The sequence below is a fragment of the Streptomyces sp. NPDC006235 genome, assembly GCF_040613735.1.
Taxonomy (GTDB): Bacteria; Actinomycetota; Actinomycetes; order Streptomycetales; family Streptomycetaceae; genus Streptomyces.
Genome location: NZ_JBEXSR010000030.1, coordinates 14518 through 37960, shown reverse-complemented (window position 1 = coordinate 37960; position 23443 = coordinate 14518). Strand labels below are relative to the sequence as shown.

Genomic DNA, 23443 nt, shown 5'->3' with positions numbered 1-23443 from the left:
GCGACGGCAGCGACGTTACCGCCGACGCAGCAGCGATGGCCTACTTTGCGGAGCACGGAAATCCTCCGGAGGCGGGGCAGCACGCGAACCGACCTCGTGATGCAGCAGCTGCACGGCCGCCCGTCAATGAGCAGGCACTGCTGCAAGGCATGATCACGGCGGAGAAAGCAGGAGCGGGCTTGCTGGTCTGCTGCACCGCTTGCACTCGCTTCCGGCGCGGTGCCCCGCTGATCCCGCTAACCGGGTTCTCCACCTCGACCTCCCCCCGGACCACGTGAACCTCACCTCGGGAAGGCCAGTGGTGATCGACTGGCGCAACACCAAGAAAGGGCCACCTGGACTGGGCTCGGGGACGTCGGCTCCTGGGGCAGGTCGCTGCCGGCGACACAGCCGGACGGCGCCGGACCAGCATCCGGCATCCTTCCATCCGAAACGCCCATAGAAGCCGGCCAGGCCGACGCCACCGCGGGCGACAAGTCGGAGTCGTTCCAGGCCTATCTCTGCCCTCGCGACCCTGCACGCCTCCTCCGGGGGAGAGCGCGCCCGATGCCGAGCCATCGGGGGCCAGTTCGGGTCTGGAGATGGTGTGAGCCCGTGCGCCGCCCCGGCGAGACGGTGGTCCGAGACCGCTCCTCTCCGTGTGCTGGACGCAGGTAGACACCGTGAAGATCGCCGACTCGCCGACGTACGGACTAACACGACCTATGGGAGCCCTCCCCGAACTGCTCCACACCACCGACAGCCGCATCTGACCTCCGCGTAGGGCGAGTCCGACACGGTTCCGGTCCGGACCCTGGGACACGGCAGCCCCGACGGAGCTCGTCGGGGCTGCCGCACAGCCACGTCGTCCCCTCGCTACCAATGCCCTGCGATGGCACAACTAGCAGGCCGGTGGGCTAGGCGGCGGGTGTGTAGGCGACGGTCTGGTCGGGGCAGGCGGCGGCGAGGTCGTTCAGGGCGGTGCGTTCGGTGTCGTCCACGGTGAGGTTCCAGCGGAGCTTGGTGCCGGTCCATTCGGCCGCGTACCGGCAGTGGACGTCGGAGGCGGGGGGCATCCACTGGGCGGGGTCCTGGTCGGCTTTGCTGCGGTTGGAGCGGGCGGTGACCGCGACCAGGCTGGCCTCGGCCCCCTGGTCATTCGCGTAGGCCTCGCGGCGTTGTGCGGTCCAGGCCGAGGCGCCGCTGTCCCAGGCTTCGGCCAGGGGCACCATATGGTCGATGTCCAGGCCGGAGGCGGACGTCACCGCGGTCTGGTCGTAATACGACCACCAGCTGCCGCCGGTGATCCGGCACCTGGGCCCCACGGCGGGCGCTTCGACGGCTTCAGCGATGAGGACTTCGTTGCGGGTGGTGCAGCTGTCGGCCGGATCATCGCCGGCATTCCAGTGCTTGAACGCCTCGCGGGTGTAGCCCTCGCGGGACTCGTTGGCCAGCGGCAGCCTCGCGACGGCGTCGGCGAGCGGCACGGTCTCAGCCGCGTGCACGGGCGTAGCGGTGGCGAGGGACAGGACGGTGAGGAGCACGGCGGGCAGGCCGCGCAGCAGAGCGGTACGCATGTACCTCTTGGTAGCGGCCGGTCTGGGGCGCACGTGCCGGAGACGGCGGTTGCGCCCCTCGTGTGAGTGCAATGGTCGTACCAGAAAAACGACACAGCTCGGCGGCAGCTCACGAGTGCAGTCCAGTGCGCTGCTGGGCGGAGAATCAGCTCTTCGTCAGCGCGTCGAGCCAGGAATCGCCGGGCGGCGGGACGAAGAAGTAGCCGCCTCCCGTGGTGAGGGTGTACTTGGCCATGGCCTCGCCCTGGAGCCTGCGCTGTACCGCCTCGAAACCCTTCTCCAAATCACTCTGGAAGCAGCAGAAGATCAGCCCTTGGCCGTCCGGGGCCCGGTGGTAGTTGTAGCTGCGCCGGACCATCGGGGGAGGGGTGCGCGGGTTTGGTGCTGCTCTGCGGACATGTGCGTCTAGTGGGGTGATCTTGCCGTGAGGGTCAGTGGTGAAAACGGCTCGTTCGGTGCTGGGGGTGCCGTCCAGCCACCGGCCGTTCCGGCGTCGGCCGGTGATGCGTTCCTGTTCGTCGAGGGTGTCCCGGTCCCAGAAGTCGGTGGCAAGCCGGATAATGCGGATCACCTGGTAGCTGCCGCCTATAGCCCAGGAAGGTTCGCCCTGACCGCTCTTGATGGTCGCTCGTTCGGTGGTCTCGGCCGCCGTGGCGGGGTTTCCGTGCCCTTCGGTGAAGTGGAACGGGTTGCGGGACAGACCTCGGCCGTCCTCGGTGCGGTTCTCGGGACGGGTGCCGTCCATGCGCCAACGCACCTGCTGTTGTGGCAGCGCGCGAAGTGCCTGCTCGGCGGCCTGCCGTACGGCGCGGGCTGAGGATCCGGTGATGTGGAGTAACAGGTCGCCATGTGACTGGACAGGATCCAGTACGTCACCTGCAAACGATGGCATCTCTCTGAGCTGACTAGGCTTGTCTGCACGGGAGGGGAAGGCGCCTTCGCCGAGTGCCAGCCAGGCGGCGACGCTACCGCCGTCGATCGCCATGATGGCTTGATGTGCGGCGCGCAACGTGTCCGTGCGTTCGCTGCCCAAGGCGAGGTCGAGGCAGACAAACTGCGCGTACGGCAGCGGCGCCGCTCCGCGTAAGTGGGCTGGTGCTTTCTCCTGCAGTTCCGGTGAGCCGTTGCGCATGACTGTCGCGCCGACAGCAGTGAGACCGCCGGCCCCAGCGGCCATTGCCGCCGAGGTGGTCAGGAGTCTGCGTCTAGTGGTCATCGTCCTAAGGCACCTTCTGGCGTGGCGGAGCACAGGTTCGAGGTGTCTTGCCGTGGTCCGTGTCCAAGAACAGTCGAGTTGGCTTGCTGGCCTGGGGGACAGCGGCAGACGCTGTTACCTCGAAGGCCTTCCGGTCCCCAGGAAAGCGGTATTGAGGAGTCGATCGAACCAGCCACAGCGAAGCCATAACCTGTGATGGAGCAACTCGACAAGATACCGGGCTGGTCCGGGTCGTGTGCCACACCGCTGGCGTCGAGATTCACCGCCAGCCGGATGGCAACGTCTGCTATCAATCCGACGGGCCCCTCAAACCCATACTCGGAGAGCCGGGATTCGCTATCGGGCATCAGCTGGCGGCCAGGGAGCGAGTCCTGGATCGGAGTACAGGCAGATCAATGGGCGGTTCGCGCAGACCGCGAGCTCCAGAGACTCTTCAAACGTTGAGCCAAGCTCCCAGATCCAGCCCATACCAGCAGCGACCACCCTTCCGCCAGATTCGATGAAGACGCTTGAGTAACTGAGCCACTCGCCGATGGGGAAGTATTCTCCACCCAGAACTCTCTCTACCTCCGCAGCCAGTTGGCGCTGCCCTGCCCCAGCCGCGAAGGGATCGAAATTATAGGGCTCGTCATTGCTGAAGTTCGGGCCAACTCGATTGATCGGCTCGATTGAGAGCCCTCCCAGCGTCGTGAGGACTTCTTCGGCCCATGGGTGGCACCGGTACCCTTCCCTCTCCAACGGATCCACCCATTGACCAGCAGCAACCGATCTCTCTGCGCTCCATCCGGACGCTGCAAGAGCACCAAGTAGCTCCTGACTGAGTGAGTCGAATCGGATCATGGGCATCAGCCGATTCCCAGGTCGTCCAACAACCGGCTGCAACGGCCGCAGGGGTGGGCCGGATCGCCATGTCCAGCCGTATTCGACGTCGGCATAGAATTGTTCCGTGTCTTTACCGTACGCATGGTTCCTCCCCTGATGGCCTCGACGCCCTCCGCTATCTGCGCTTGAATCAGGCAGTGAACCTCCGCGCATCCTCCATGGTGACCTGCCCGTTGGAGTGCATCTGCCAACGGCCCTTCCGCCTGCTGCCCATGCTTATTGCGACCGTAGTACTTCGCGCCTGAAGGGGATGTGTACTCGGAGACGAACTTCACTCCGGGGTCGTTGCGCACCCTGTCGGCGTAGTCTGCGAGGCCGCAGTTGTGAACCAGGACCGGGGTTGCCCCCGCCAGGGCATAGTACGTGTGCAGGCCTTCGACGGTGAGGTTGTAAACCGAGTCGGACCGCGTGCGGTGGTGGATGGAAGCGACCTGGACCCAGGTGCCGGCGCTGGTCTGCAGCCATTGGCCGGCTTCGAGGTCGCCGGCTTCGGTCCACTTGCCGAGTTGGGGAACCCAGAAGGGGTGGCCGTCTGTGGAGGTGAGTACGCTGGTTGCGCTGCCGGTGATGCCGTCGGTGTCGACGGTGACGTCAACCAGGCGTTTATCGCCGCTGCCCTGAATCAGGGTGGTGACCTTGCGCGGTCCGCTCTCGCCGGTTTCGGGGTCGGAGGCGATGACGGTGTCGCCGACGTTCACGTCCTTGATGGGTTTGCGGGTGCCGTCGGCCATGAGGACGGGGGTGTCGCCGGTGAAGCTGTTGGGGGAGGTGCAGCCGACTCGGCTGCCTACCTTGGCGCCGATGCCCGCGCCGAGCATGCCGCCGAGGCAGCCGAGGGCTGCGGATTGGCCGACTTGGCCCCAGTTGACTTTGCGGCCGGACAGGCGCTGGGTGAGCCAGTCGAGTCCGCCGTCGACGACGCCGCCGATGATGCAGCCGGCGATCAGGGGATTGTTGCCGGAGGGGTCGGTATAGGTGGTGGGGGAGGACAGTGCGTACTGGTAGAGGTTGGTGCCACCGGCGTGGCCGATGGGGTCCTGGGAGATGAAGCGGCCGGTCTGGGGGTCGTAGTAGCGGTTGCGGTAGTAGAGCAGGCCGGTGCCGTCGTCTTCGCGGCCGGTGAAGGTGTAGGGGTTGGAGGTGGCGGTGCCGGAGGCGGTGGGGGTGCCGTTCGGGTCGTAGGCGTAGGTGGTGGCGATGGTGCCGTCGGTGTTGGCCAGGCCCACGACGGTGCCGAGCGCGTCGGTGAGGTAGACCTGCGTCTTGCCGCCTTCGGTACGGGTGAGGAACTCATCCAGGCCCGAGGTGGCCACGCTGGCTGTCGTTGCCCCGGAGGCGTTCTGTTCGACCAGGGGGTTGGTGCCGTCGGTCAGGTACCGGCTGGTGGCGGTGCCGGTCGTCTTGGAGACACGGCCGCCGAGCGGGTCGTAGCCGAACGAAGAGGCGGTGCCTGCCTTGGCCAGGCCGGTGAGTTCCCCGCGGGCGTTCCAGGTGTAGGTGCGCAGACCGTCGCTCTTGAGCTGGCCGACATCGTCGTAAGTGAAGGTGCGGCCGCCATAGGTGCTGATGCGGTTGTCCTTGCCGAACTGCGTGCCGCTCTCCGCAGCGGGCAGAGCCACCTTCGTCAGTGAGCCGGTCAGGCCGGCCTGCAGGCCCCGGACGTCCCTGGTGTACGTCAAGTCACCGACAGCCTTTGTGCCTTGGGCGTAGCCGATGGACTTGATGACGCCGGTGGTGTCATAGCCGGTGGTGCGGGTGATGCCGCCGGGCAGGGAGGCGGTCTTCTCCCGGCCCACTGCGTCCAGGCCGAAGACGACTTCCTGGGTGCCGGTCTTGACCGACTTCAGGATGCTGGACTTGTCATAGCCGTAGCTGGTGCTGGTTCCAGCCGCGGTCATCAGAGTGCGACGGTCGGCGTCGTCGTAGTCGTAAGCGACCTTGCCCGTGGGGCCGGTGGTGGAGTCCAGGCGGTCGTGGACGTCGTAGGTGAAAGTCTGATTGCCGGCCTTGCTGTCGGTGATCTGCTTGAGCAGGTCACGGGTGTCGTAGTCGTAGGTGACGGTGGATTCGGCCTGGCCAGCAGCGTCCACGCCGTATTTGGTGTTCTTGGGCCGGCCGAGCAGGTCGTACTCGGCGACGGCGGCCTTGCGGGATCTGCTGGTGGCCTTCCTCAGGAACCCGGCCGCGTCGTATTCGAACAATGCCTGCGCGCCCAGTGGGTCGGTCGCTGTTTTGGGGCGGTCGGCGTTGTCGTAGTCCCACTTGGTGGTGTTCAGGCGGGCGTCGGTCAGCGTGGTGAGATTGCCGTTCTCGTCGTAGCCGAGCACGGTAGTGTGCCCCAGCGGGTCGGTGATCTCTCTCGGCTGGTTGAGTTCGTCGAACAGGACCGTGGTCTGCGACCCCGCCTCGTCAGTGAGGGAGCTGATGCGACCGGCCGCGTCGGTGAACTGCCGGGTGATGCGCCCCTCGGCGTCCTTGACCTGGGTCAGGTCACCGTGCTGGTAGGTGTATTCGGTGGTCGTGTCCGCGTTGTCGGTGACCGTCTTGACCTGGCCGTCACTGGTGAAGGTGAAACCTGTTTTGCGGCCTTCGGGGTCGGTGACCGTCTCGAGATCACCGGCGGTGTTGTAGCCGAAGACGGTGGCGTTCTTCAGCGGGTCGGCGGCTTGGGTCGGCTGGTCGTAGGGGCCATCGAAGGTCGTCTTGCCCGTGGAGCGGGCATCGGCCGTGCCGGCCAGCTCGAGCGCCGAGGTGACGTGCCCGTTCGCGTCATAGGACAGTTCGGTGCGCCGGCGGTAGGGATCCACGACGGCGGCGATGCGGTGCTTAATGCCGCGCTCGTAGACAGTCTTCCGGGCAAGCGTCGTGCCGTACGCCTGGGTGTCGTTGACGGCGAAGCCACTGTTGTCGAACTCCACCCGGCGTACCGAGCCACCCGGTTGGGTGACCTCCGTGGCCGTGATCTGGCCGGTGCCGGTCTGGGTATAGACGAAGGAGTACTCCTGCCCCTCGGTCAGCGTCTGCTTCTTGACCCGGCCGTCGGCGTAGTAGGTGTTGGTCATGTAGACGATGCCGCGGGCATCCTTGGCGGTCTCGATCCGGTTGGAGGCGCCGTCGTAGGTGAAGGAACTCGCCTTACCCGCCGGGTCAGTGACCGTCTTGAGCCGGCCCGCCTCGTCGTAGGTGTACCAGGCGCTGCGGCCGGTGTTGTCCTGCGCCTTGGTGATGCGGTGGGCGCTGTCGTAGCTGAAGGAGATCCAGCGTCCCCCGGGGGCGGTGATGGACGTGATGTCGCCCTTGGAGCCGTTGGAGCGGGTGATGCGCACCGCGTTGCCGTGGCGGTCGCGGATCTCTTTCAGCGGGCCGTACCAGGGGAAGACGTAGTCGGTGCCATCCCGGAGCCGTAAGTGCCAACCCCCCGACTCCTGGCTGATCTTGGCGCCGTTCAGTGCGGTGGGGGTGCCTTCGGGTTCGAAGACCGCGTCACCGTAGCTGGTCCCCGGTGAGGTGCGGACGAAGTGGACCTTCTTTCCGCCCGGCAGGTACAAGTCCACCTCTGTGTAGAGGCGTTTGGAGTGCAGATACAGGTTGTAGGACAGGTCGCGGCCGATACCGAAGGCGCGGGGGCGGGTGTCGCCCTGCCAGTAGGTGCGGGTGACCTCGGCCGAGCCCAGCGGACCGGACACGCCCAGGTCGGTGCGCGAGTCGGTGAGCAGGCCGGTCTGCAGGTCGACGGGGTCGCCGGAGAGCCAGTCGAAAATGTCCGCGACGGCGGAGAGGTCGAAGGGGATGACGTCGGAGATGCTGAGCATGGCGCCGTGGAAGGCCCATACGCGCGTCTTGGCGTCGGGAACGACCTGTTTGCCGTCGCGGGTGACGGTGCCGTGCCCGTAGGTGTGCCAGCCCTTGCGCTCGGGATCGTAGGCGAGGAAGTCGACACGGGTGCCGGGAGCTTCGTGCGTGTAGTTCGGGTAGATGATCTGCGCGCCCTTGGGGAACAGGTACGTGCCGCCCGGCTGGACGGTGAAATACACCGGAACGGCGCTGTTCTCGGGCAGCGGGAACGGGGGCCGGTCGACGGGGATCGCGGTGATGCCCAGCTCGGTGACCGGCTTGCCGTGTTCGTCGCGCACCACCGAGCCCTTGGGGATGCGCACCTCGAGCCCGGGAATCTGCGGGGTGGTCAGGGTGACGTCCGTCTTGGCGGGGGTGTCGAAGGCGACGGTGTGCTTGGTGTCCAGCGGCGTCATCCAGACGGGGAAACGCAAATCCGTGCTGCGGCCCGCCACCGGCCGGATGCGGATGTCGTAGCGTCCGTAGGTGCGCTTGCTGGAGTTCGCGCTCGCTCCATCCACGACCAGGGTGGTGGCCTCGGGGCTGATGCCGGACAGCAGGAAGCGTCCCCGGCCGTCGGTCTCCGTCGTCTTCGAACCGATGCGGACGGTCACCCTGGGCAGCGGTTTGCCGTCCAGCTTCAGCACGTGCCCGGTCACCGCCGTGCTGCCAGGCGGGGCACGCAGCGCGGCCGGTACTTTCGGCCCGGCGCCCCGACCGGTGACCCAGTCACGGCCCTTGAGGTTGTGCGTGCTCGGACGCCAGGCATCGCGCCCCTTCGGCACGATGCCGGCCGCCTTCTTCGCCTGCTCCGCCTTGGCCTTCGCTTGCTGCTCGAGCCGGTCACACTGGTCCGACCGCACCTCGAGCCAGTCCGGCACAGGGACACGGAAGGTGCGGGCCAGTCGGTCGGCGCGGCAGGCGCTCTTGACCGACACTCGCGGAACGTCCTTGGTGAATGCCTCTCGCTTGGCTGCCGCGGCCGCCGCTTTGAGGCTCAGGTTGAGCGAGCCGGTGGCCACATTGGTGGGGTTGAGCCGCACCTTGTAGGTGCCGGCTTCGGCAAGGTCGGTCAGGGCGATCGAACCTGAGGCGCCGGCGGAGATCAGACGGGAGCTGACCACCGCAGTGCCGGACGGGGCCAGCACGTCCGCCCACAGGCTGCTGGTGAAGGTGTTCGCTGCCACGTCCAGGGACAGGTCATCACCCACCTTGGCGGTGAACGAGGCATGGATGTTCTGCCCCGGCCGGGTCACCGTCGCCTTCACCGCAGCGCCGCCGCGCGCCAGCACGCCTGCGTCGGCCGGCTTGGACAGGGTCAGCGTCACCTTGCCGGTGCCCAGCCTGCGGTCCGCCACACGCACCGTGTAGGTGCCGGCGGATAGCGCTCCGCTGTCCCAGTCGGCGTTGCGGCCGGGCGCTGCAGTGAAGCTGGAGACGTACTTGCCGTCCGGCCCGGTGATCGTGATGGTCGCGTACGACGGCATCGTCGCCGCTGTCGCGGCGAGGCTGACATGCTCCCCGGCCAGCGCGGCAAAGGTGGCAATGCCGTCCTGCCCGGGACGGGCAATATTCAAAGTCGGGGACGCGCCGGTCGGGTTGAGCGCCCCACCCTGGACGTAGTGGGAGACGGAGACCTTGACCGTTCCTGTGCCGCCGCCATCGGGGTCGCAGCGCAGCGTGTACTGGCCGCTCTGCGGCAGCGAGTCGACGTCCAGGGAGTGGCTGTCACCGTTGGGGACGGGCAGATACTCTCCCTGCGTGCCGTCCGGACGGTACACGTAGCAGCGCAGGTAGCCGCCCATCGCCGTTGCATCCACGCCGACGCTCAGCGACTCGCCCTTGGCCGCGGTGAACGTCCAGTTGCCGTCCTGCCCGATCCTGGACAACGCCGTGGACACCGTCGGCCCGTCGAAAGATGCCGCCGCGCTGGCAGGCTTGGACAGCATCACAGCCACCGAGCCGGTGTCGGTGGAGCGGGGGTCGATGACGAACTGGTAGGTCCCCGACTCCGGCAGACCGGTGACCTCCCAGTCGGCCGCCGTACCGCCGAAACTGCTGGAGGCTACCGTCGTGCCCTGGGGCGAGACGAGACTGATCGAGCTCTGGGAGGTGAACGAGGCTCCCTGCAGACCGAACCCGACCGCATCGCCCCGCTCGGCGTCGAACAGGATCCGCGCCTTGTGCTCGGCCGTCACCACCGCCACCTGCGAGGGGTCCGCATCCGTGAACGAGGCCCGCATCGTCGTGTCGTACAGGGCACCCTCACCATCGGCGGTGACGGTGAAGTCGCCCGGTGCCGACGCTGAACCACTGGGGGTGTCCACCTCCACCCGCCCGGTACGGGCGTGCGGCGGCACCTCGACGGTCAACGAGGAACCGGACGCCTTCTTCACCTGGGCGACCAGGCCGTTGAACCGCACCACGTTGTCGGTGACCGCCGAGGCGAAACCGCCGCCGGACAAGGTGACTTCGCTGCCGGGCGCGCCGGAGGCTGGCTCGACCTTCGAAACGCTCGGCCCGGACGACGCCACGATGAACGCCTCCGCCGCGTCGGCGGACGCACCGCCCACGGCCACGGTGACTTTTCCATTGACCGCCCCGGACGGGACCGTGACGACGAGACGGGTGGCGGAGGCGGAGGTGACGGCCGCCGCCTTGCCACCGATCGTCACGGTGTTGCCGGCGGCCGTGGGGGAGAAGCCGGTACCCGACAGCGTGACCTTCGCCCCGGGGGCTGCCCGGACAGGTACGACCGACAGCACCGACAGCGTGCTGGAGGCGTACCGGTCGATGCCCAGCCGGTTGCCGACCTCGTCGTAGCGGTAACGCGCCGTCTGACCACCCGGATCAGTGACACCGACTAATCGTCCTGCCGCGTCATAGGCGTAGACGGCGTTGTTCGTCGTGGGCTCGGCGGCTGCCGCTGCCTTCGGCTTCGCTGCTGCGGGCCCGGCCAGAGCCTGGTCCTGGTCCTGGGAAGACGTCGCGTCCGCCGACGGCGTGATCTTGGCAGGCGGAGGCTCCGGCGGAAGGGCCTCAGCCGACACCGTCCCCGCGGCCAGCGCCAGGACGAGCACACCGACCGTCGCCAGCCGATGCCGACCCCGCCTGATCACACCGAAGAGCCCGACCCGCGACCGCATGCGCCCTCCCCAGAGCACTGCACAGGGCACCTTGACCCCGTGAACCCCACCCACATCCATCGCAGGAGCGGTCACACCATAACCACGTTGCGTCATGTACGTGACAGAAGATTCTGCATGTGGCCGAGATTGGGCAGTCGCACGTGTCGCACGTCTCGGGATGCGGCCGGAAGCGGCCCCGAGGTCAGCCGTGGCTAGTGCCGCTGAAGGTCAGGCGTCAGTGATCTTGAGTATGAGGCTGCTACCCCGGGGAGGGCACGCTACAACTCCCGGACCCCCGGCACGGCGAGCGCCGACCATGTGGCCGCGCCGTGACGGCGGAGCCGAATCGCCGATCAGCGGTTGGCACGCCATCGACGGAGGGGTCGCCGTCATGGGCTCGAGGCCCGCGAGGAGCTCATCGCCCCGACGTCCCTGTCTTGGTGCCTGCGAGGGCAGGGCCAACGCAACCCCCGGGACTATTGCGCGCCGAAACCGCGTGCATTTGCAGCTGCACGGCACTCCATGAGTGCGCCGGAGTGAAAGAGGGGCGCGGGAGTGTACCTCATAAAAAGTGCGGATCGACGTGCGTTGCCCGGGGGGTAGAACCGGCCCGGCAACGTATGCGATTACGCCTTCGCGTCTTGAACTCGCCGACGATGTGGGGCAACAGCCCCTTGGTTGGTGATTATCCGGCGCATCATGATCGGATGTGACCGTTTGGATGCCGGTGGTGGGTCCACTGCAATTGCATTCGATTCGCGAGCGCCCGCACCCACTTCGTATTCGTCTTCCCGGGCGCCGAAGCTTTGCTTAATGAACTCAACCGGATGGCGGAAGGGCGTGATGAGGCGCTAGCGTCCTTTGACACGAGAAGACCCCGGGCGGGCTACCAACCAACTCCGGGGTCCCTCATATGTGTTGACCGACCACGAGAAACGCGAGGTCCTTCGTGAACGATCCACTTCCCGCCTCCAACTGGCATCAGCTGGGAACGGGTTACGACGCTAACATTCCGCACGGTCTGAGCGGCCAAACCCGCATCGTGAGTGCCTGGGCTGGCACGCTGCAGCTCAGCGCATTCATTGCACTGGTCATCCTGCCCATCATTCTTGTGACCGAGGCGTGGCAGGCCCCCACTGGCGCCGCGGCGACGGCTCTGGCGTGCGCCGGGGCCCGCCGCTCCTTCCTCCGCTACCTGCGCATTCGCGTTAGCTGAGAGGAGCGTGCCCGCCGACGGCAGCATCCGGGCCGTCGGCGGGCACGGCGCGACGCACTGAACGCCGCAGTACGGACGTCCCTGTTCCTCTTTCATGGGGCGTTGAAGTTCTGCGGTGAACCGGAGAGAAACGCCCGCGTGCGTTCTGGGAGGAACCATGCCGAGCAGCGGCCCCCTGTACGGCAAGTGCCGTCACTGCAGGCAGCGTTTTGAACGGACCGGCAAGCCGGGACGAAAGCAGGAGTACTGCACCGCCACCTGCCGCCGGCGGGCCCAGCGCGAGCGCAGTCGCACCACCGTGAGTACCGCGCAGACCACCGACCCTCCACTGCCGCTGGCCCGGAACATCGCCGAGTCGGTGCAGGCGCTCGCGGAGGGGCTGCTGGCCGCCGAGTACGACGAGCAGGACCTGGCGGTGTTGCTGGGCCGTGCAGCCGAGCTCACCAGGGAAGTGGAGTACTACGTGTGCGCGGCGGTGCACGACGCGCGCCTGAAGGGGGCCAGTTGGGACACCGTTGCCGAGGCCGCCGCAGTCAGCCCCGCCACGGCGCGCTCCCGGTGGGCGGAAAAGACCGTGCGACGCCGGCTGAAGCGCCGGGCTTCGGAGCGGTCCACGGCACGCCAGCGTGATCTCGCAGGGCATGCGGCTCAGCCCCGCCCGGACGGTCAGGAACCCGGACAGCCAGGCGAGCGCCCCTCCGGCAAACTGGCGGCGGCACTGTCCCATCTGCACCGCGGAAGCGAGCTGACCATCCGGGAGGTGGCCGACAGGACGGGGCTGTCCGCCTCCTACATCTCACGCATCCTCTCCGGGGAGCGTGTACCGGCCTGGCCCGTGGTGGAGACGCTCGCCACCCTCTTCAGCGGGAACGCGAACGACCTCGCTGTGCTGTGGGAAAACGCCCAGGGCCTCACCCCGCCACCGCGTCAGGCCCTGCCCGACGCAGTGGCCCGCCTGAACGCAGCCCTGCGGGGCCTGTACCTGGCGGCAGCCTCCCCCTCGCCCGCGCGCGTCCACCAGACCAGCGGCGGCGCACTCAGCGAGTCCATGGTCAAGGAAATGCTCGCCGGGCGAGTCGTTCCTGACTGGAGGACCACAGTCGCCTTCGTCCGCGCAGTCGGCGGGACCCCCGCAGACGTCCGTCCGCTGTGGGAGGCCGTCCACTACGCCTTTCTCGTCTTCCTCGACCCAGTCGAGGAAGACACCTCTGCCGCCCTGCCCCCGGCGTCGGATCAGAACACCGCCCAAACCAGCGAGACTCACCCGGACCAGGACAGACGACACCCATGAACCGGTCCCGCTCAGCGATCAGGAGCACTGCGATGGCCGAACTGCCAGGCCCGCAACGCAAGCCCACTGCCTCCCGCCCCCGGCCGAGCCGGTGTGCCCTGGAGCCACCCGACCAGACCTCGGGCCTGATCGTCAGCCTGCCCATGGACTACATCGCCTTCTGCCTGCTGTACCAGGACCACTACCTGCGCTACACCCGCGCCCGGGTCGCCGATCCCGACCTGAGCAGGGAACTGGTCGAGACAGCGCTCGGCAGCGTGGCCATCAACTGGGCCACCGTGCTGGCCAGCCGCCGCCCCGCGGCAGAGGCGTGGGACATTCTCGGCTCCCTCATTGCGCAGGCCTTACACGGTCACGCAACGGCGACCCTCTGCAACACGGTCTACCGTGTACTGCCGCCCCTGCAGGCGGACGTCGTCATTCTGCGCCACCGCCTGTCGCTCAGCGACGGGCAAGCGGCCGACCTGATAGGCGTGGAGGAGTCCGTAGTGGCCAGCCAGCTGCGGATGGCTCACCGCACTATGGCCAGGCGGACAGCGCCCTCACAACCGACTGCTCTGCGCATGCACGCCTGATCCGCCCGGCGCTGTGCCGAACCGCGGTGGAGGCTTCAATCCGCAGACGGCAGGACGACCTACCACTGTACTGCTCTGGCTGGCGCCTCCACCGGATTCTGGCTCAGGTCGCTGGCGTTTCCCTACGATGGCTTCTGCACTTGTCCGCGAGCCGCGTTGACGCGGCGGTGAGGGGCCGGATGAATCGCCACACGCCGCTCTCTCACATCATCGACGTCACTCGGCCCAGTGTGGCCCGTATGTACAACTACTACCTCGGCGGGAAAGACAACTACCCCGCGGACAGACGAGCGTGCGAGCGGCTGCTCGAGTATGCTCCCAGCGCCCAGATTTTAGCCGTCAACAACCGCCGCTTCCTCCAGCGCGTCATCCGCTGCCTTGCGCTGGAACAGGGGGTGCGGCAGTTCCTCGACATCGGCGCAGGCCTGCCCACTCGGGACAACGTCCACGAAATGGCCCAGCGCTACAATGCGGATGCCCGCGTGATCTACGTGGACAACGACCCCATGGTTCTGGCCTACGGCCGGGCGCTGCTGGAAGACAATGCCAACACGGCCGTTATTCAGGCCGACCTGCGTCAGCCCGACGCCATCCTGGACAACCCCCGGCTCGCAGAGCTGTTCGACCTGGACGAACCGGTAGCGGCCCTGTGCATTTCCGTCTTGCACTGCATCCCCGACGACGACGTTCCCGCCGACCTGCTTCGCCGTATCACATCCCGCTTGTGTTCCGGCAGCTACCTGGCGGCCAGTCAAGCCGTCAGCGAGGACGCAACGGTCCGCCGCGCCATCACCGGCCTCATGCATGACAGCACCGCCGGCAACTGGGGAGCGGTCCGCCGATCAAAAGACGTCGACGGGTTCTTCACCGGCCTGGACCTCCTTGAGCCCGGTCTGGTGGACGTCTCCGCATGGCGGGCCGATCCACGCTTCGGCCCCCGGCCACGCACGCGGGAGTGGATCGAATACGGAGGAGTCGGCTGTGTTCCATGACCCGCTGGCTCCTCGCTCAGCGGTAGCGGCGTGCAGCGTCCTGCAACCGCTCCAGCGAGGCCTGTGGGCACTCCGCCGCGTTCAGCAGGCCGTCGAGGATCGACCGGTACTGCTCCGTCTCCTCTGCCTTGTCCAGGTAGACCGCATCGCGCACGTGTTCCAGATACACGATCTCCGGAAGTTCGGGAGGATCGAAGCGCAGGTGCGTGATGGGAAAACCCGACGTGACACACTGCGGAGCTGTGAACGGAATGATCTGCACCCGTATGTTGGGCCGCTGCGCGACCTCGACCAAGTGGTGCAACTGCCCGCACATCACCTCACGAGCGGCCACCTGGCGATGCAGGACCGCCTCCTCCAGCACCACCCACAGCTTCGGGGCATCGGGGTAGTCCAGCAGCTCCTGCCGTGCCAGGCGCAGCTCGGCCCTCCGCTCGGCGACCTTCCGGTCCTCAGCCGGCTGACTGCCCGCAGCCGCCACGGCCCGCGCATACTCCGGCGTCTGCAGCAGCCCCGGCACCAGCAGCACCTCATAGGTGCGGATGACGGATGCCGCCTCCTGCAGCCCGATGAACTTGTCGAACCACTTGGGAAGCACATCGCCGAACTGGTGCCACCAGCCAGTCTCCTTGGAGCGGCGCACCAGCGCGAGGAACTCCGCGGCATCCTCCGCTCCCAAGCCGTAGAGCCGCAAGAGATCAGCGACGTCACGCTCCTTCAGCTGAACCTCACCTCGCTCAAGACGGCTGATCTTCGAATCGGAGCACCGCAGTGCATCACTTGCCTCTATCGGGCTCAGCCCCGCCGCCAGACGCAACCGACGCAGCTGGGCCGCAAGTATCAAGTGCAGCGCCGTGGGATTGTGCCGGGGGGCAGAAAGGTAACGCTCCAGCTTGGGCAACCGATTCGGCTCGGCAGCGGACATGCGGGCTCCTGCAGGGGACCATGAAATGAAGGCCAGTTTCCCACCATGGAGCCCGCAGTGCGTGCCAAGAGCGTTATGTCTCGTTAGGGTGCTATTTGACCAGTGCGTCGAAGTCGCCCCCCCGCGCCCCGGCGAGGAATGCGACTATCTCGTCGCGGGTGTAGATCAGTGCAGGCCCTTCAGGGTCGCGCGAGTTGCGCACGGCCACCGCCCCGTCAGGCAGAGCGGCCATCTCCACACAGTTGCCCTCCATCGCGCTGCGTCGGCTCTTGACCCAGGTGACGTTCTGAAGCGTGCCTGCCGGTACCCCGTTGAAGATCTGATGCATTACCGCCTTCTTTCGCTAACGCGTCCGAATGCCCCGCTTGTTGACGGCGTGAGGGATAGTCACCGTGGGTACATGCGTTCCTCCGGGGGTGTTGGGGATGCAATTTCAGAAGCAATTGCATCAGTGGGTGGTTGGCGAGGATACTGGCCTGGGCCAGGCATTCTTATAGCTGCCGACCCTGGCAGCGTGCGGGGAGATGAGCAGTGCCGACACATGCCATGACTACAGCGTGTCACGCCAAGGATGTTGACGATGCATCTGAACCGGTCGAACCTCCGGCATTCGCAAGAGGGCTGCCTGCTCAATCCGAGGAGGGTGATTGGGGGCTCCTCATGGGCATCAGCGCAGCTGAATTTGCCGCCCGCAAATTCAGCGCCGACTCCGCCGGCCTACAGTACGCCCGCCACTTTGCCCGAAACGTCATGGACGAATGGGGACTTACTGCCTATGTCGAAGACGCCGTCATCGTCATTGGAGAGCTGATCGCCAACGCCGCCCGGCACGCACTGGAATCAGACAGCCGCGACGAAACCCGCGCGACAGCTTGGCTAGGGCTGGTACGCAGGCAGCAAGCCGTCATATGCGCGGTGGCGGATCCGAGCCCTTGCGCCCCCACGCTCCAACATCCAGGGCACCTCAGCGAATCAGGACGAGGCATGCAGATCATCGAAGCGCTCAGCGCATCCTGGGGCTGCTCACAGCCCCAGAGGTCGGGAAAGATGGTGTGGGCCCGACTCCCCACACCGCCACAGCAGCCCTAACGGATTTGGTTTGGAACCGCCGAGCTAGCCGGGGAACGTGGCCCTCACTGGGCGTTGAGTCGGCTCACCCCGGCCGCAGTTGGGGGATCGGATTGACGGAACCCAGTGATCGTGTGCAGCTAATCCGTAGTTATGAGCGATCCGCAGGAGCGGGGTGCTTCTCGGAGCGTTCGAGTACCAGACCGTGACATCCAGGTGCAGCCGGCCCGTGGAGGCCTCAACGTAGATCGGTGCACGGTCTGGTGCGAGTGGTGGCGGTCACGTAGGCGCTGGGCGGACGCCTTCTAACGCCCAGACCTCGACGTCTCCAGGCAGAGCGGCGGCGCCCGGCGTCTCCGTGGCCGCCACCACGAAGGGTGTTGGCGCCCGTCGGCGCTGGACGCACGCCTATAACTCACCCGGCATCGATGCCTATTAAGAGAGCGGCGGGGTCCAGGGCCGTCGCGCGTCAACACCTCTCGACTTGACCCCTCGTTTGTGTTGGTGGTGCGAGCCCATCGCGCGGTGACCTCTCGATACGCCCGAGCCGTCTGAGCTCCCGCATAGACCGAGGCCCGTGGGATGCGCTGGTGCCACGAACGGCTAGTGAGGTGGCGGCCCGACCGTGTTGCGGTCGAGGCCTGGGATTAGGTCGCTGCGTGGCCCGCATGCGCTCGTGACCAGCGCAAACGCCGAACTCTGGGGAGGGGAATCTTGATCTACTGCGGAATCGACTGGGCGGAACGAACCCACGACGTCGCCCTGGTCGACGACACCGGTCAACTGCTGGCCAAGCGGCACATCACCGACGACGCGGCTGGCTACAAGATCCTGCTGGAACTGCTCGCCGAGTACGGCGATACCGAGGACAACCCGATCCCGGTCGCGATCGAGACCTCCCGCGGCCTGCTGGTCGCCGTCCTGCGGACCGGCAGGCGCAAGGTGTTCGCGATCAACCCGATGGCCGCCGCCCGCTACCGCGACCGGCACAGCGTCTCCCGCAAGAAGTCCGACCCCGGCGACGCCCTGGTCCTCGCCAACATCCTCCGCACCGACATGCACGCCCACTGGCCCCTGCCCGAGGACTCCGACCTCGGCCGCGCGATCTCCGTCCTGGCCCGCGCTCAGCAGGACTCTTTGTGGAACCGGCAGCAGCTCGCCAACCAGCTCAGGTCCCTGCTGCGCGAGTACTACCCCGCCGCCCTGGCCGCCTTCGCAGCCTGGACCAACGGCCTGTGCAGGCCCGAGGCACGCGAACTCCTCAAGACGGCGCCGACCCCGACTCGGGCCGCCCGGCTGACCCGCACCCAGATCCAGGCCGCCCTCCAGCGAGCCGGCCGCCAGCGCGGCATCGAAGCCGAGGCAGAGCGCCTCCGCGAAGTCTTCCGCGGTGAGTGGGCCCATCAGCCTCCGCTGGTCGAGGACGCGCTCGGCAAGCAGATGCTCGCCCTCCTCATCCAACTGGACGCGGCCTGCATCGCCGCCGACAACCTCGCCGAAGCAGTCGAAGAGACCTTCCCGCAGCACCCGGACGCCGAGATCCTGCTGAGCTTCCCCGGACTCGGCATCCAGCTTGCCGCCCGCGTCCTGGCCGAGATCGGCGACGACCGCGCCCGCTGCGCCGACGCCCGCGGCCTGAAGGCCTACGCCGGCTCCTCGCCCATTACCCGCGCCTCCGGCAAGAAGTCCGCCATCACCAGACGCTGGGTGAAGAACGACCGGCTCAACCACGCCGGCTACCTCTGGGCCTTCGCCTCCCTTCGGGCATCCACTGGGGCCAACGCCCACTACCGACGCCGACGAGAACAAGGCGACTGGCACGCCGCCGCCCAGCGCAACCTCTTCAACCGCATGATCGGACAGCTCTACCACTGCCTGAAGCAGGGCAGCACCTACGACGAGTCGCTCGCCTTCGGCGCCCCTCCCACCGAGGCCGTTGTCACTGCGGCTTGAGACGGTCAGCGGGGAATGAGGCAGGCTTCGAGGGCGGCTCGCTGTTGCGGCGGCAGGTGATCGCCGAGGGGGACTTTGCGGGGGCTGTGCTCGCCCTCGCAGAGCCAGCTCTGTTCGTCATCGTCGAACCACCAGTCCTCGGCGCCCCACATGGGGTGCCCCTGAAGCAGGTGTCTGGCCAACGCCTCGCTCGCCTCAGGCGCCCCCTGAGCGACTAGAGCCTCGACCACCGCCATGACGGCCTCCTCTGGAACCGCCGCGTCGCCGAGCACAGGCAGAAGAAGGAGAAGCCGGGCGTGAGGATCGGTGACGCCTGCCGCACCCAGTGGTGCCTTCAGCACGGCGGCGAGCTCGGGCCAGCACAGCCCGGGGCCGATGCGGTCCTGATCGTCGCTGGCCAGGACGAGATCCTGGCTCCAGTCGGGATGCGTGAGGAAGTAGTCCGTGGTCGTGAACTCCTCGCCGCTGTTGAAGTGCACGACGATCGCGAAGCCGCCGGCCAGCGGCACCGTGAACATGGGCCACGCCGACCGGTCGTGGAGCGTCTCCAGCACGGCCTCCGCATCGCCCGCGTCCGATCCGAAGGACTCAGGCGCGAACCCCTCAGCCAGGTCCGCCAAGTACGCCGGCCAGAAGCCCGGCTCGTCCAGGAGCGGGTGCCCGTCCACGACAGGCGACGAGGAGTACCAGTGCCGTGCCATCACCATGCCGGGATTCTCTCCCAACCCGGACAGAACTGTTCGAAGACCCCGGCCCTCACCGCCGACCGACTTGACGGCTTAGGAACGTGAGGTGTCTACGTTTTGCTCAGCTGCTGCAGCTCCCTCTGTCCAGCGCCCCCGTCGCCCGCACGTATGATCACAATTCGGCATGAAGGCCGCCACCCTCCGTATCGGCCGAGCTCCTGACGCCCGTCCAGGTAGCAGCGCAGCCGCACGCCGGACTCACCGGGGATTCGTGTAGTACCGTCCGCCGTGGCGGTCGCCCACCGCCCGGCGAGAGCCTCCTGGATGGCGAAACCGGGTCTGGTCGTCAGCCGCTGCGACTTCAACCACGGCCAGACCTGGCTGTGCCACATGTGCTTCGTTGATCAGCCTCATGTATGGCACTACGCCCAAGCGCCCGCCAAGGTTCTTTAGATTCCGGCTTCTTCACACGACCGGGTAGAGGGGGCTCGGGGCATGGAGAGCGATGAGGCGCTGCTGGCAGCCTGGCGACGCCAAGTGGTGCTGGACCGGGGGGCAAGTCACCGTGGAGGCAAGCAGTTGACGAACCGCCTTGGGCCCTTCCTCGCGGCTCACAACCTGAACCGCTCCGGGATCGGTGGAGGCTCTATGCGTTGACTCCAGCCGCCGGTTGGGGCTGGTGTTGAGCGTAGTAGTTGCTCTCGTGCTCGTGGGGCGGGATGTTGCCGATCGCTGTGTGGAGGCGCTGGTTGTTGAACCAGTCGGTCCATTCCGCGGTGGCCAGTTCAACGTCCGCCAGGCCGTGCCAGGGCTTGCGGGGCTTGATCAACTCTGTCTTGTAGAGGCCGATCTGGGATTCCATGAGCGCGTTGTCCAGAGCGTCGCCGACGGTGCCGATCGAGGCGTCGATGCCGGCGTCGAGGAGGTGCGCGGTGAACGCGAAAGACGTGTACTGACTGCCCGCATCGGAATGGTGAACCAGTCCCGGCCCAGCGGGAGTTCCAGCCCAATCGCGCCGCCATAGGGCCATGTCGAGGGCGTCGACGACGAGCATGGCCCGTTTGCTGGTGGCGGCGGACCAGCCCACGATCGCCCGCGAGAACACGTCCACGACGAACGCCACGTAGACGCCCCCGGACCAGGTGGCGACATGGGTGAAGTCAGCCACCCACCGCTCGTTCGGACTGGACGCGGTGAAGTCGCGCCTGAGCAGGTCCGCGGCCCGCTCCTGCCCGTCGTCCCGGATGGTGGTGCGGATCTTCTTCCCGCGTCGCACGCCCTCCAGGCCGAGGTCGCGAATCAGCCGGGCGACGGTGGCGCGTGCCGCCGGTATGCCTTCGCGGTGCAGTTGCCGCCACACATTCCGGACCCCGTAGACGCTGAAGTTGTCCGTGTGGTCGCGGCTGATGTGCGTCTTGAGTTTCGCGTCGCGGATCGCCCGGGTGCTGGGGGTGCGGTTTTTCGCCGCGTAGTAGGTGCTCGTTGCGGTCTTGAGTCCGTGGCTGGTCAGGACCCGGCAGATCGGCTCGACTCCGAACACCTGGCGGTGTGCGTCGACGAACGCTACGAGCGTTTCGACGGCCGGTCGAGCTCGGATGCGAAGAAAGCCGACGCCGCCTTCAAGATCTCGTTGGCCCGTCGCAGCTCGGCGTTCTCGGCCTGCAGCCGCTTGATCTCCGCAGCGTCTCGGACGTGACGCCGGGCCGCTGGCCGGCGTCGACTTCGGCCTTGCGGACCCAGGTCCGCACCGTCCGCCGCACCGCCCCCCAGCTTGGCTGCGACTGCCTTCATCGCGGCCCACTCGGTTGGGTAGTTGGGACGGATCTCCGCGACCATGCGCACCGCGCGCTCACGAAGCTCGGCAGGGTAGGGGGACGGACGCGCCATGACTCGATCCTCTCAGGGAATCGAGCCTCCATCAGACGCGGAGCGGATCACTCAAACGCGGTTTCGTTAGCCGCGGCTAGAACTCTCCCTGGGCGCGCCATGAGAGTGCGATGCGTGTCATGATTCGCCATCCAAAGAGACAGAGGATGGAAGTGGTCAAAATTCCGGCTGCGCAGATTGTGATGTACAGCCCAGATGAGACTGGGTTGTTGAACCCAACAATTACCGGCGTCGTCAGCCAAGCCGAGACTATGGCGCCGCTGATGGACGCGAGAACTGATGGGAGGAAAAGCGACCAAAATGCCATTGAAGCATACACTCGCCTCTTCCCTGTCATGGCGGTGAGAGGTGAGGCTTCGCGACCAAATCGAACAAATTCCCCAACTGAACTCAATCCAGCTGAGATTACGGTAAGTGCAACTCCCGCAATCCCGAAGAGGCGAATCCAATTCGCCGAGGAAACGAGGTCTTGGACTCCAAGTGTCCAAGTATTCCCGAGGGGTTCAACGTTTGCCCTCATTGCGAGAGTACTTCTTGCGGTTTCGCGCAACTGAGGAATGGAGAGGTTGCCACCGGACCGCGAGAATGCGAAAAGATGCCCATTCTCGTTGTGATTGCTTTTTATTGCCGAATGGGATTCAGGCTCGATCTTGATGCTGCTGCTCGTTTCAGCTCCGCTCCAACGGATGAGTTCCGCGATTCTGCGATCCAAGTGCTGTGACGAAATATCGGTTGCTTTGCAGGGTGCATTGAGGGAGCGTAGTGCCGTACATGATCCGTGTACCGTCAAAGCTCCAGCGGCATCGACGCTAGGCGCCTCGATCTGAAGGGCCGCGACTTCTACGCCAGTGGGCAATGCTTCTGCGAAATCATGTACCTTCGATGTTGCTGCGTAAGGAGTGACTGTCACGAGGGAAGTACCGATTTTGGCCTGGGACTGTCTCGCCAACGCAGCGTTGGCGCCAAGCAGTCCCATCCAGAGTTGTGCCTGCACGACAACGAACATAGCCGCCATGAGAGCTGCTACGAATCTAGCCGTAGAACGACTCTGTGTTGCAGCCCGCCGCCCGGCGAAGATCATGCCTGGGCTACCAACTATTTTTCCTGCCTCTGCGACCAGGGCCCCTCCCCGGGCCACTCCCAGGCCAACAAGAGAAGGCAGGGAGCTGAGGGCTCCCAATGCTCCGATCACATAAATCGGCAACCGCCACTCTTCGCTTGCCAGCCCCGGCCCGCGGACAGCCAGAAGGAAGGAAAACGGAAAGATCCAAGGCCACCAGCGAGTGTGTCCGTGCAAGCGAATTCGTATGTGTTTGAAGCGAGGCTTCCTTGTTCCGAGCGTCAGGACCACGGCCAGGAAGATGACGGCGGCGACGGAGGATGCGAAGGCCGCAACTAGCGGCCAGAAAGACTGCATGACATCCGGGGCGTAAAGGATAAATTCAACACCAGGAAGCGGAATGTCCCACTTGAGTGCCGGCGCCACAAGGGCGAACCCGAGAGAGCATCCGATCATTACCGGGACTGCACATTCACCCATAACGAACAGCGTTCTGGCAGAGGAGCCTGCGCCGAGAATTTCCAGTAGTGCGACACGGTGCTCACGCGCAGACGACCCGGTACGGGCGGCCGCTATCAGCAGAGCGGATGCCGGCAGCAGAAGAAAGCCGACAAGGCCGGCGAGGAGCATATTTAGGCTCGGCAGTGATCTGCTTTCTCCCCAGTAAATCTCTTGCTGCTTTCCGAAGCCCGAGATCGCGTCCATGTCGTCACGGTCAAGCATGTCTCGTGAAGGACGTACATACGCGAATCGCTCCGACGGAGATTGCAATCCTTCCGGAGAAATGAGCCCTGCAAATTCTCCGTATCGGGAGCCTATTTTCTCCTTGTTTCCAGCTGTGAGCAGAGCAGGGGAGAGCACAGCCTCGCCGGGCTTCGGCCACTCTTCAAGACCAGGCGGAAGGGGTGAGTCGTCAGACAGAGGTTCTATATAGACCAAGAAGTGCTGGGTTCCGTCAACATCGTCGGTATCAGGCGCCCAAAGGGCCACCGCTTGTTCTCTGCCTTGGACGACCGGAACAGGACTTCTTGCAGCGCCGCGGATGTCGCGCCCCTCATACGTCGCTGCGGCCACGACAAGCGAGCATACGGCAAGAGTGAAAATGCAGGAAGAAAGACAGAGCGACCAAAGCCTCACTCGTCCGCTTTCAGCTGAGAAAGATGCCCTCCGGCCG

Annotated in this window: 16 protein-coding genes and 1 pseudogene; 6 read left to right on the top strand and 11 right to left on the bottom strand. The window is 66.2% G+C overall.

Translation table 11 applies throughout. The features are described 5' to 3' along the window. Positions 1-896 precede the first annotated feature (896 nt). The 4 genes from ABZ192_RS28945 to ABZ192_RS28930 form a co-directional block, all read right to left on the bottom strand. On the bottom strand, positions 897-1556 hold the full coding sequence (locus tag ABZ192_RS28945; protein ID WP_356927416.1) for an HNH endonuclease family protein: 660 nt from the start codon (positions 1554-1556) through the stop codon (positions 897-899). A gap of 145 nt (positions 1557-1701) precedes the next feature. Continuing rightward, the gene (locus tag ABZ192_RS28940; RefSeq protein ID WP_356927415.1) at positions 1702-2772 is read right to left on the bottom strand and encodes a Dyp-type peroxidase; all 1071 of its coding nucleotides are present in this window, start codon (positions 2770-2772) and stop codon (positions 1702-1704) included. Positions 2773-3108: 336 nt separating this feature from the next. Next, a complete protein-coding gene (locus ABZ192_RS28935; protein ID WP_356927413.1) occupies positions 3109-3612 on the bottom strand; it encodes an SUKH-3 domain-containing protein in 504 nt (167 codons plus the stop codon). A gap of 5 nt (positions 3613-3617) precedes the next feature. Further along, entirely contained in the window at positions 3618-10634 is a 7017-nt protein-coding gene (locus ABZ192_RS28930; RefSeq protein WP_356927412.1) for an RHS repeat-associated core domain-containing protein, read from the bottom strand. A 931-nt stretch (positions 10635-11565) separates the two neighbouring features. Here ABZ192_RS28930 and ABZ192_RS28925 point away from each other — a divergent pair. The 4 genes from ABZ192_RS28925 to ABZ192_RS28910 all read left to right on the top strand — a co-directional run bounded on the left by ABZ192_RS28925 (position 11566) and on the right by ABZ192_RS28910 (position 14690). Beyond that, complete coding sequence (locus ABZ192_RS28925) at positions 11566-11832, top strand: hypothetical protein (protein WP_356927411.1); 267 nt, start codon at positions 11566-11568, stop codon at positions 11830-11832. A gap of 298 nt (positions 11833-12130) precedes the next feature. After that, positions 12131-13123 (top strand): helix-turn-helix transcriptional regulator, encoded by a 993-nt coding sequence (locus ABZ192_RS28920; protein WP_356927410.1) that lies wholly within the window; start codon positions 12131-12133, stop codon positions 13121-13123. 32 nt (positions 13124-13155) lie between these two features. Then, positions 13156-13698: a hypothetical protein gene (locus ABZ192_RS28915; RefSeq protein ID WP_356927409.1), complete on the top strand. Its 543-nt coding sequence runs from the start codon at positions 13156-13158 to the stop codon at positions 13696-13698. A gap of 179 nt (positions 13699-13877) precedes the next feature. Continuing rightward, complete coding sequence (locus ABZ192_RS28910; RefSeq protein ID WP_356927408.1) at positions 13878-14690, top strand: SAM-dependent methyltransferase; 813 nt, start codon at positions 13878-13880, stop codon at positions 14688-14690. 16 nt (positions 14691-14706) lie between these two features. Here ABZ192_RS28910 and ABZ192_RS28905 read toward each other — a convergent pair whose 3' ends face one another. Next, a complete protein-coding gene (locus ABZ192_RS28905; protein WP_356927407.1) occupies positions 14707-15615 on the bottom strand; it encodes a helix-turn-helix transcriptional regulator in 909 nt (302 codons plus the stop codon). A 91-nt stretch (positions 15616-15706) separates the two neighbouring features. Then, complete coding sequence (locus ABZ192_RS28900) at positions 15707-15943, bottom strand: DUF397 domain-containing protein (RefSeq protein WP_356927406.1); 237 nt, start codon at positions 15941-15943, stop codon at positions 15707-15709. A 218-nt stretch (positions 15944-16161) separates the two neighbouring features. Between ABZ192_RS28900 and ABZ192_RS28895 the strand changes: the two genes are divergently transcribed. Next, positions 16162-16704 carry an ATP-binding protein gene (locus ABZ192_RS28895; protein WP_356927480.1) on the top strand — a complete coding sequence of 181 codons (543 nt, stop codon included), beginning with the start codon at positions 16162-16164 and terminating at the stop codon, positions 16702-16704. A gap of 690 nt (positions 16705-17394) precedes the next feature. Then, complete coding sequence (locus ABZ192_RS28890; protein WP_356927479.1) at positions 17395-18636, top strand: IS110 family transposase; 1242 nt, start codon at positions 17395-17397, stop codon at positions 18634-18636. 5 nt (positions 18637-18641) lie between these two features. On the opposite strand, the gene ABZ192_RS28885 is transcribed toward ABZ192_RS28890, so the two are convergent. The 5 genes and pseudogenes from ABZ192_RS28885 to ABZ192_RS28865 form a co-directional block, all read right to left on the bottom strand. Further along, complete coding sequence (locus tag ABZ192_RS28885) at positions 18642-19343, bottom strand: hypothetical protein (RefSeq protein ID WP_356927405.1); 702 nt, start codon at positions 19341-19343, stop codon at positions 18642-18644. 89 nt (positions 19344-19432) lie between these two features. Beyond that, positions 19433-19648, bottom strand: a complete 216-nt coding sequence (locus ABZ192_RS28880; RefSeq protein WP_356927478.1) for a DUF6207 family protein — start codon at positions 19646-19648, stop codon at positions 19433-19435. Then, positions 19581-19736: a DUF6207 family protein gene (locus ABZ192_RS28875; RefSeq protein WP_356927404.1), complete on the bottom strand. Its 156-nt coding sequence runs from the start codon at positions 19734-19736 to the stop codon at positions 19581-19583. Before ABZ192_RS28875 ends, ABZ192_RS28880 begins: the two co-directional genes overlap by 68 nt. A 232-nt stretch (positions 19737-19968) precedes the next feature. Continuing rightward, positions 19969-21209: pseudogene (locus tag ABZ192_RS28870) on the bottom strand (IS3 family transposase). Positions 21210-21285: 76 nt separating this feature from the next. Continuing rightward, positions 21286-23343: a hypothetical protein gene (locus tag ABZ192_RS28865; RefSeq protein ID WP_356927403.1), complete on the bottom strand. Its 2058-nt coding sequence runs from the start codon at positions 23341-23343 to the stop codon at positions 21286-21288. Between the last annotated feature and the right edge of the window lie 100 nt (positions 23344-23443).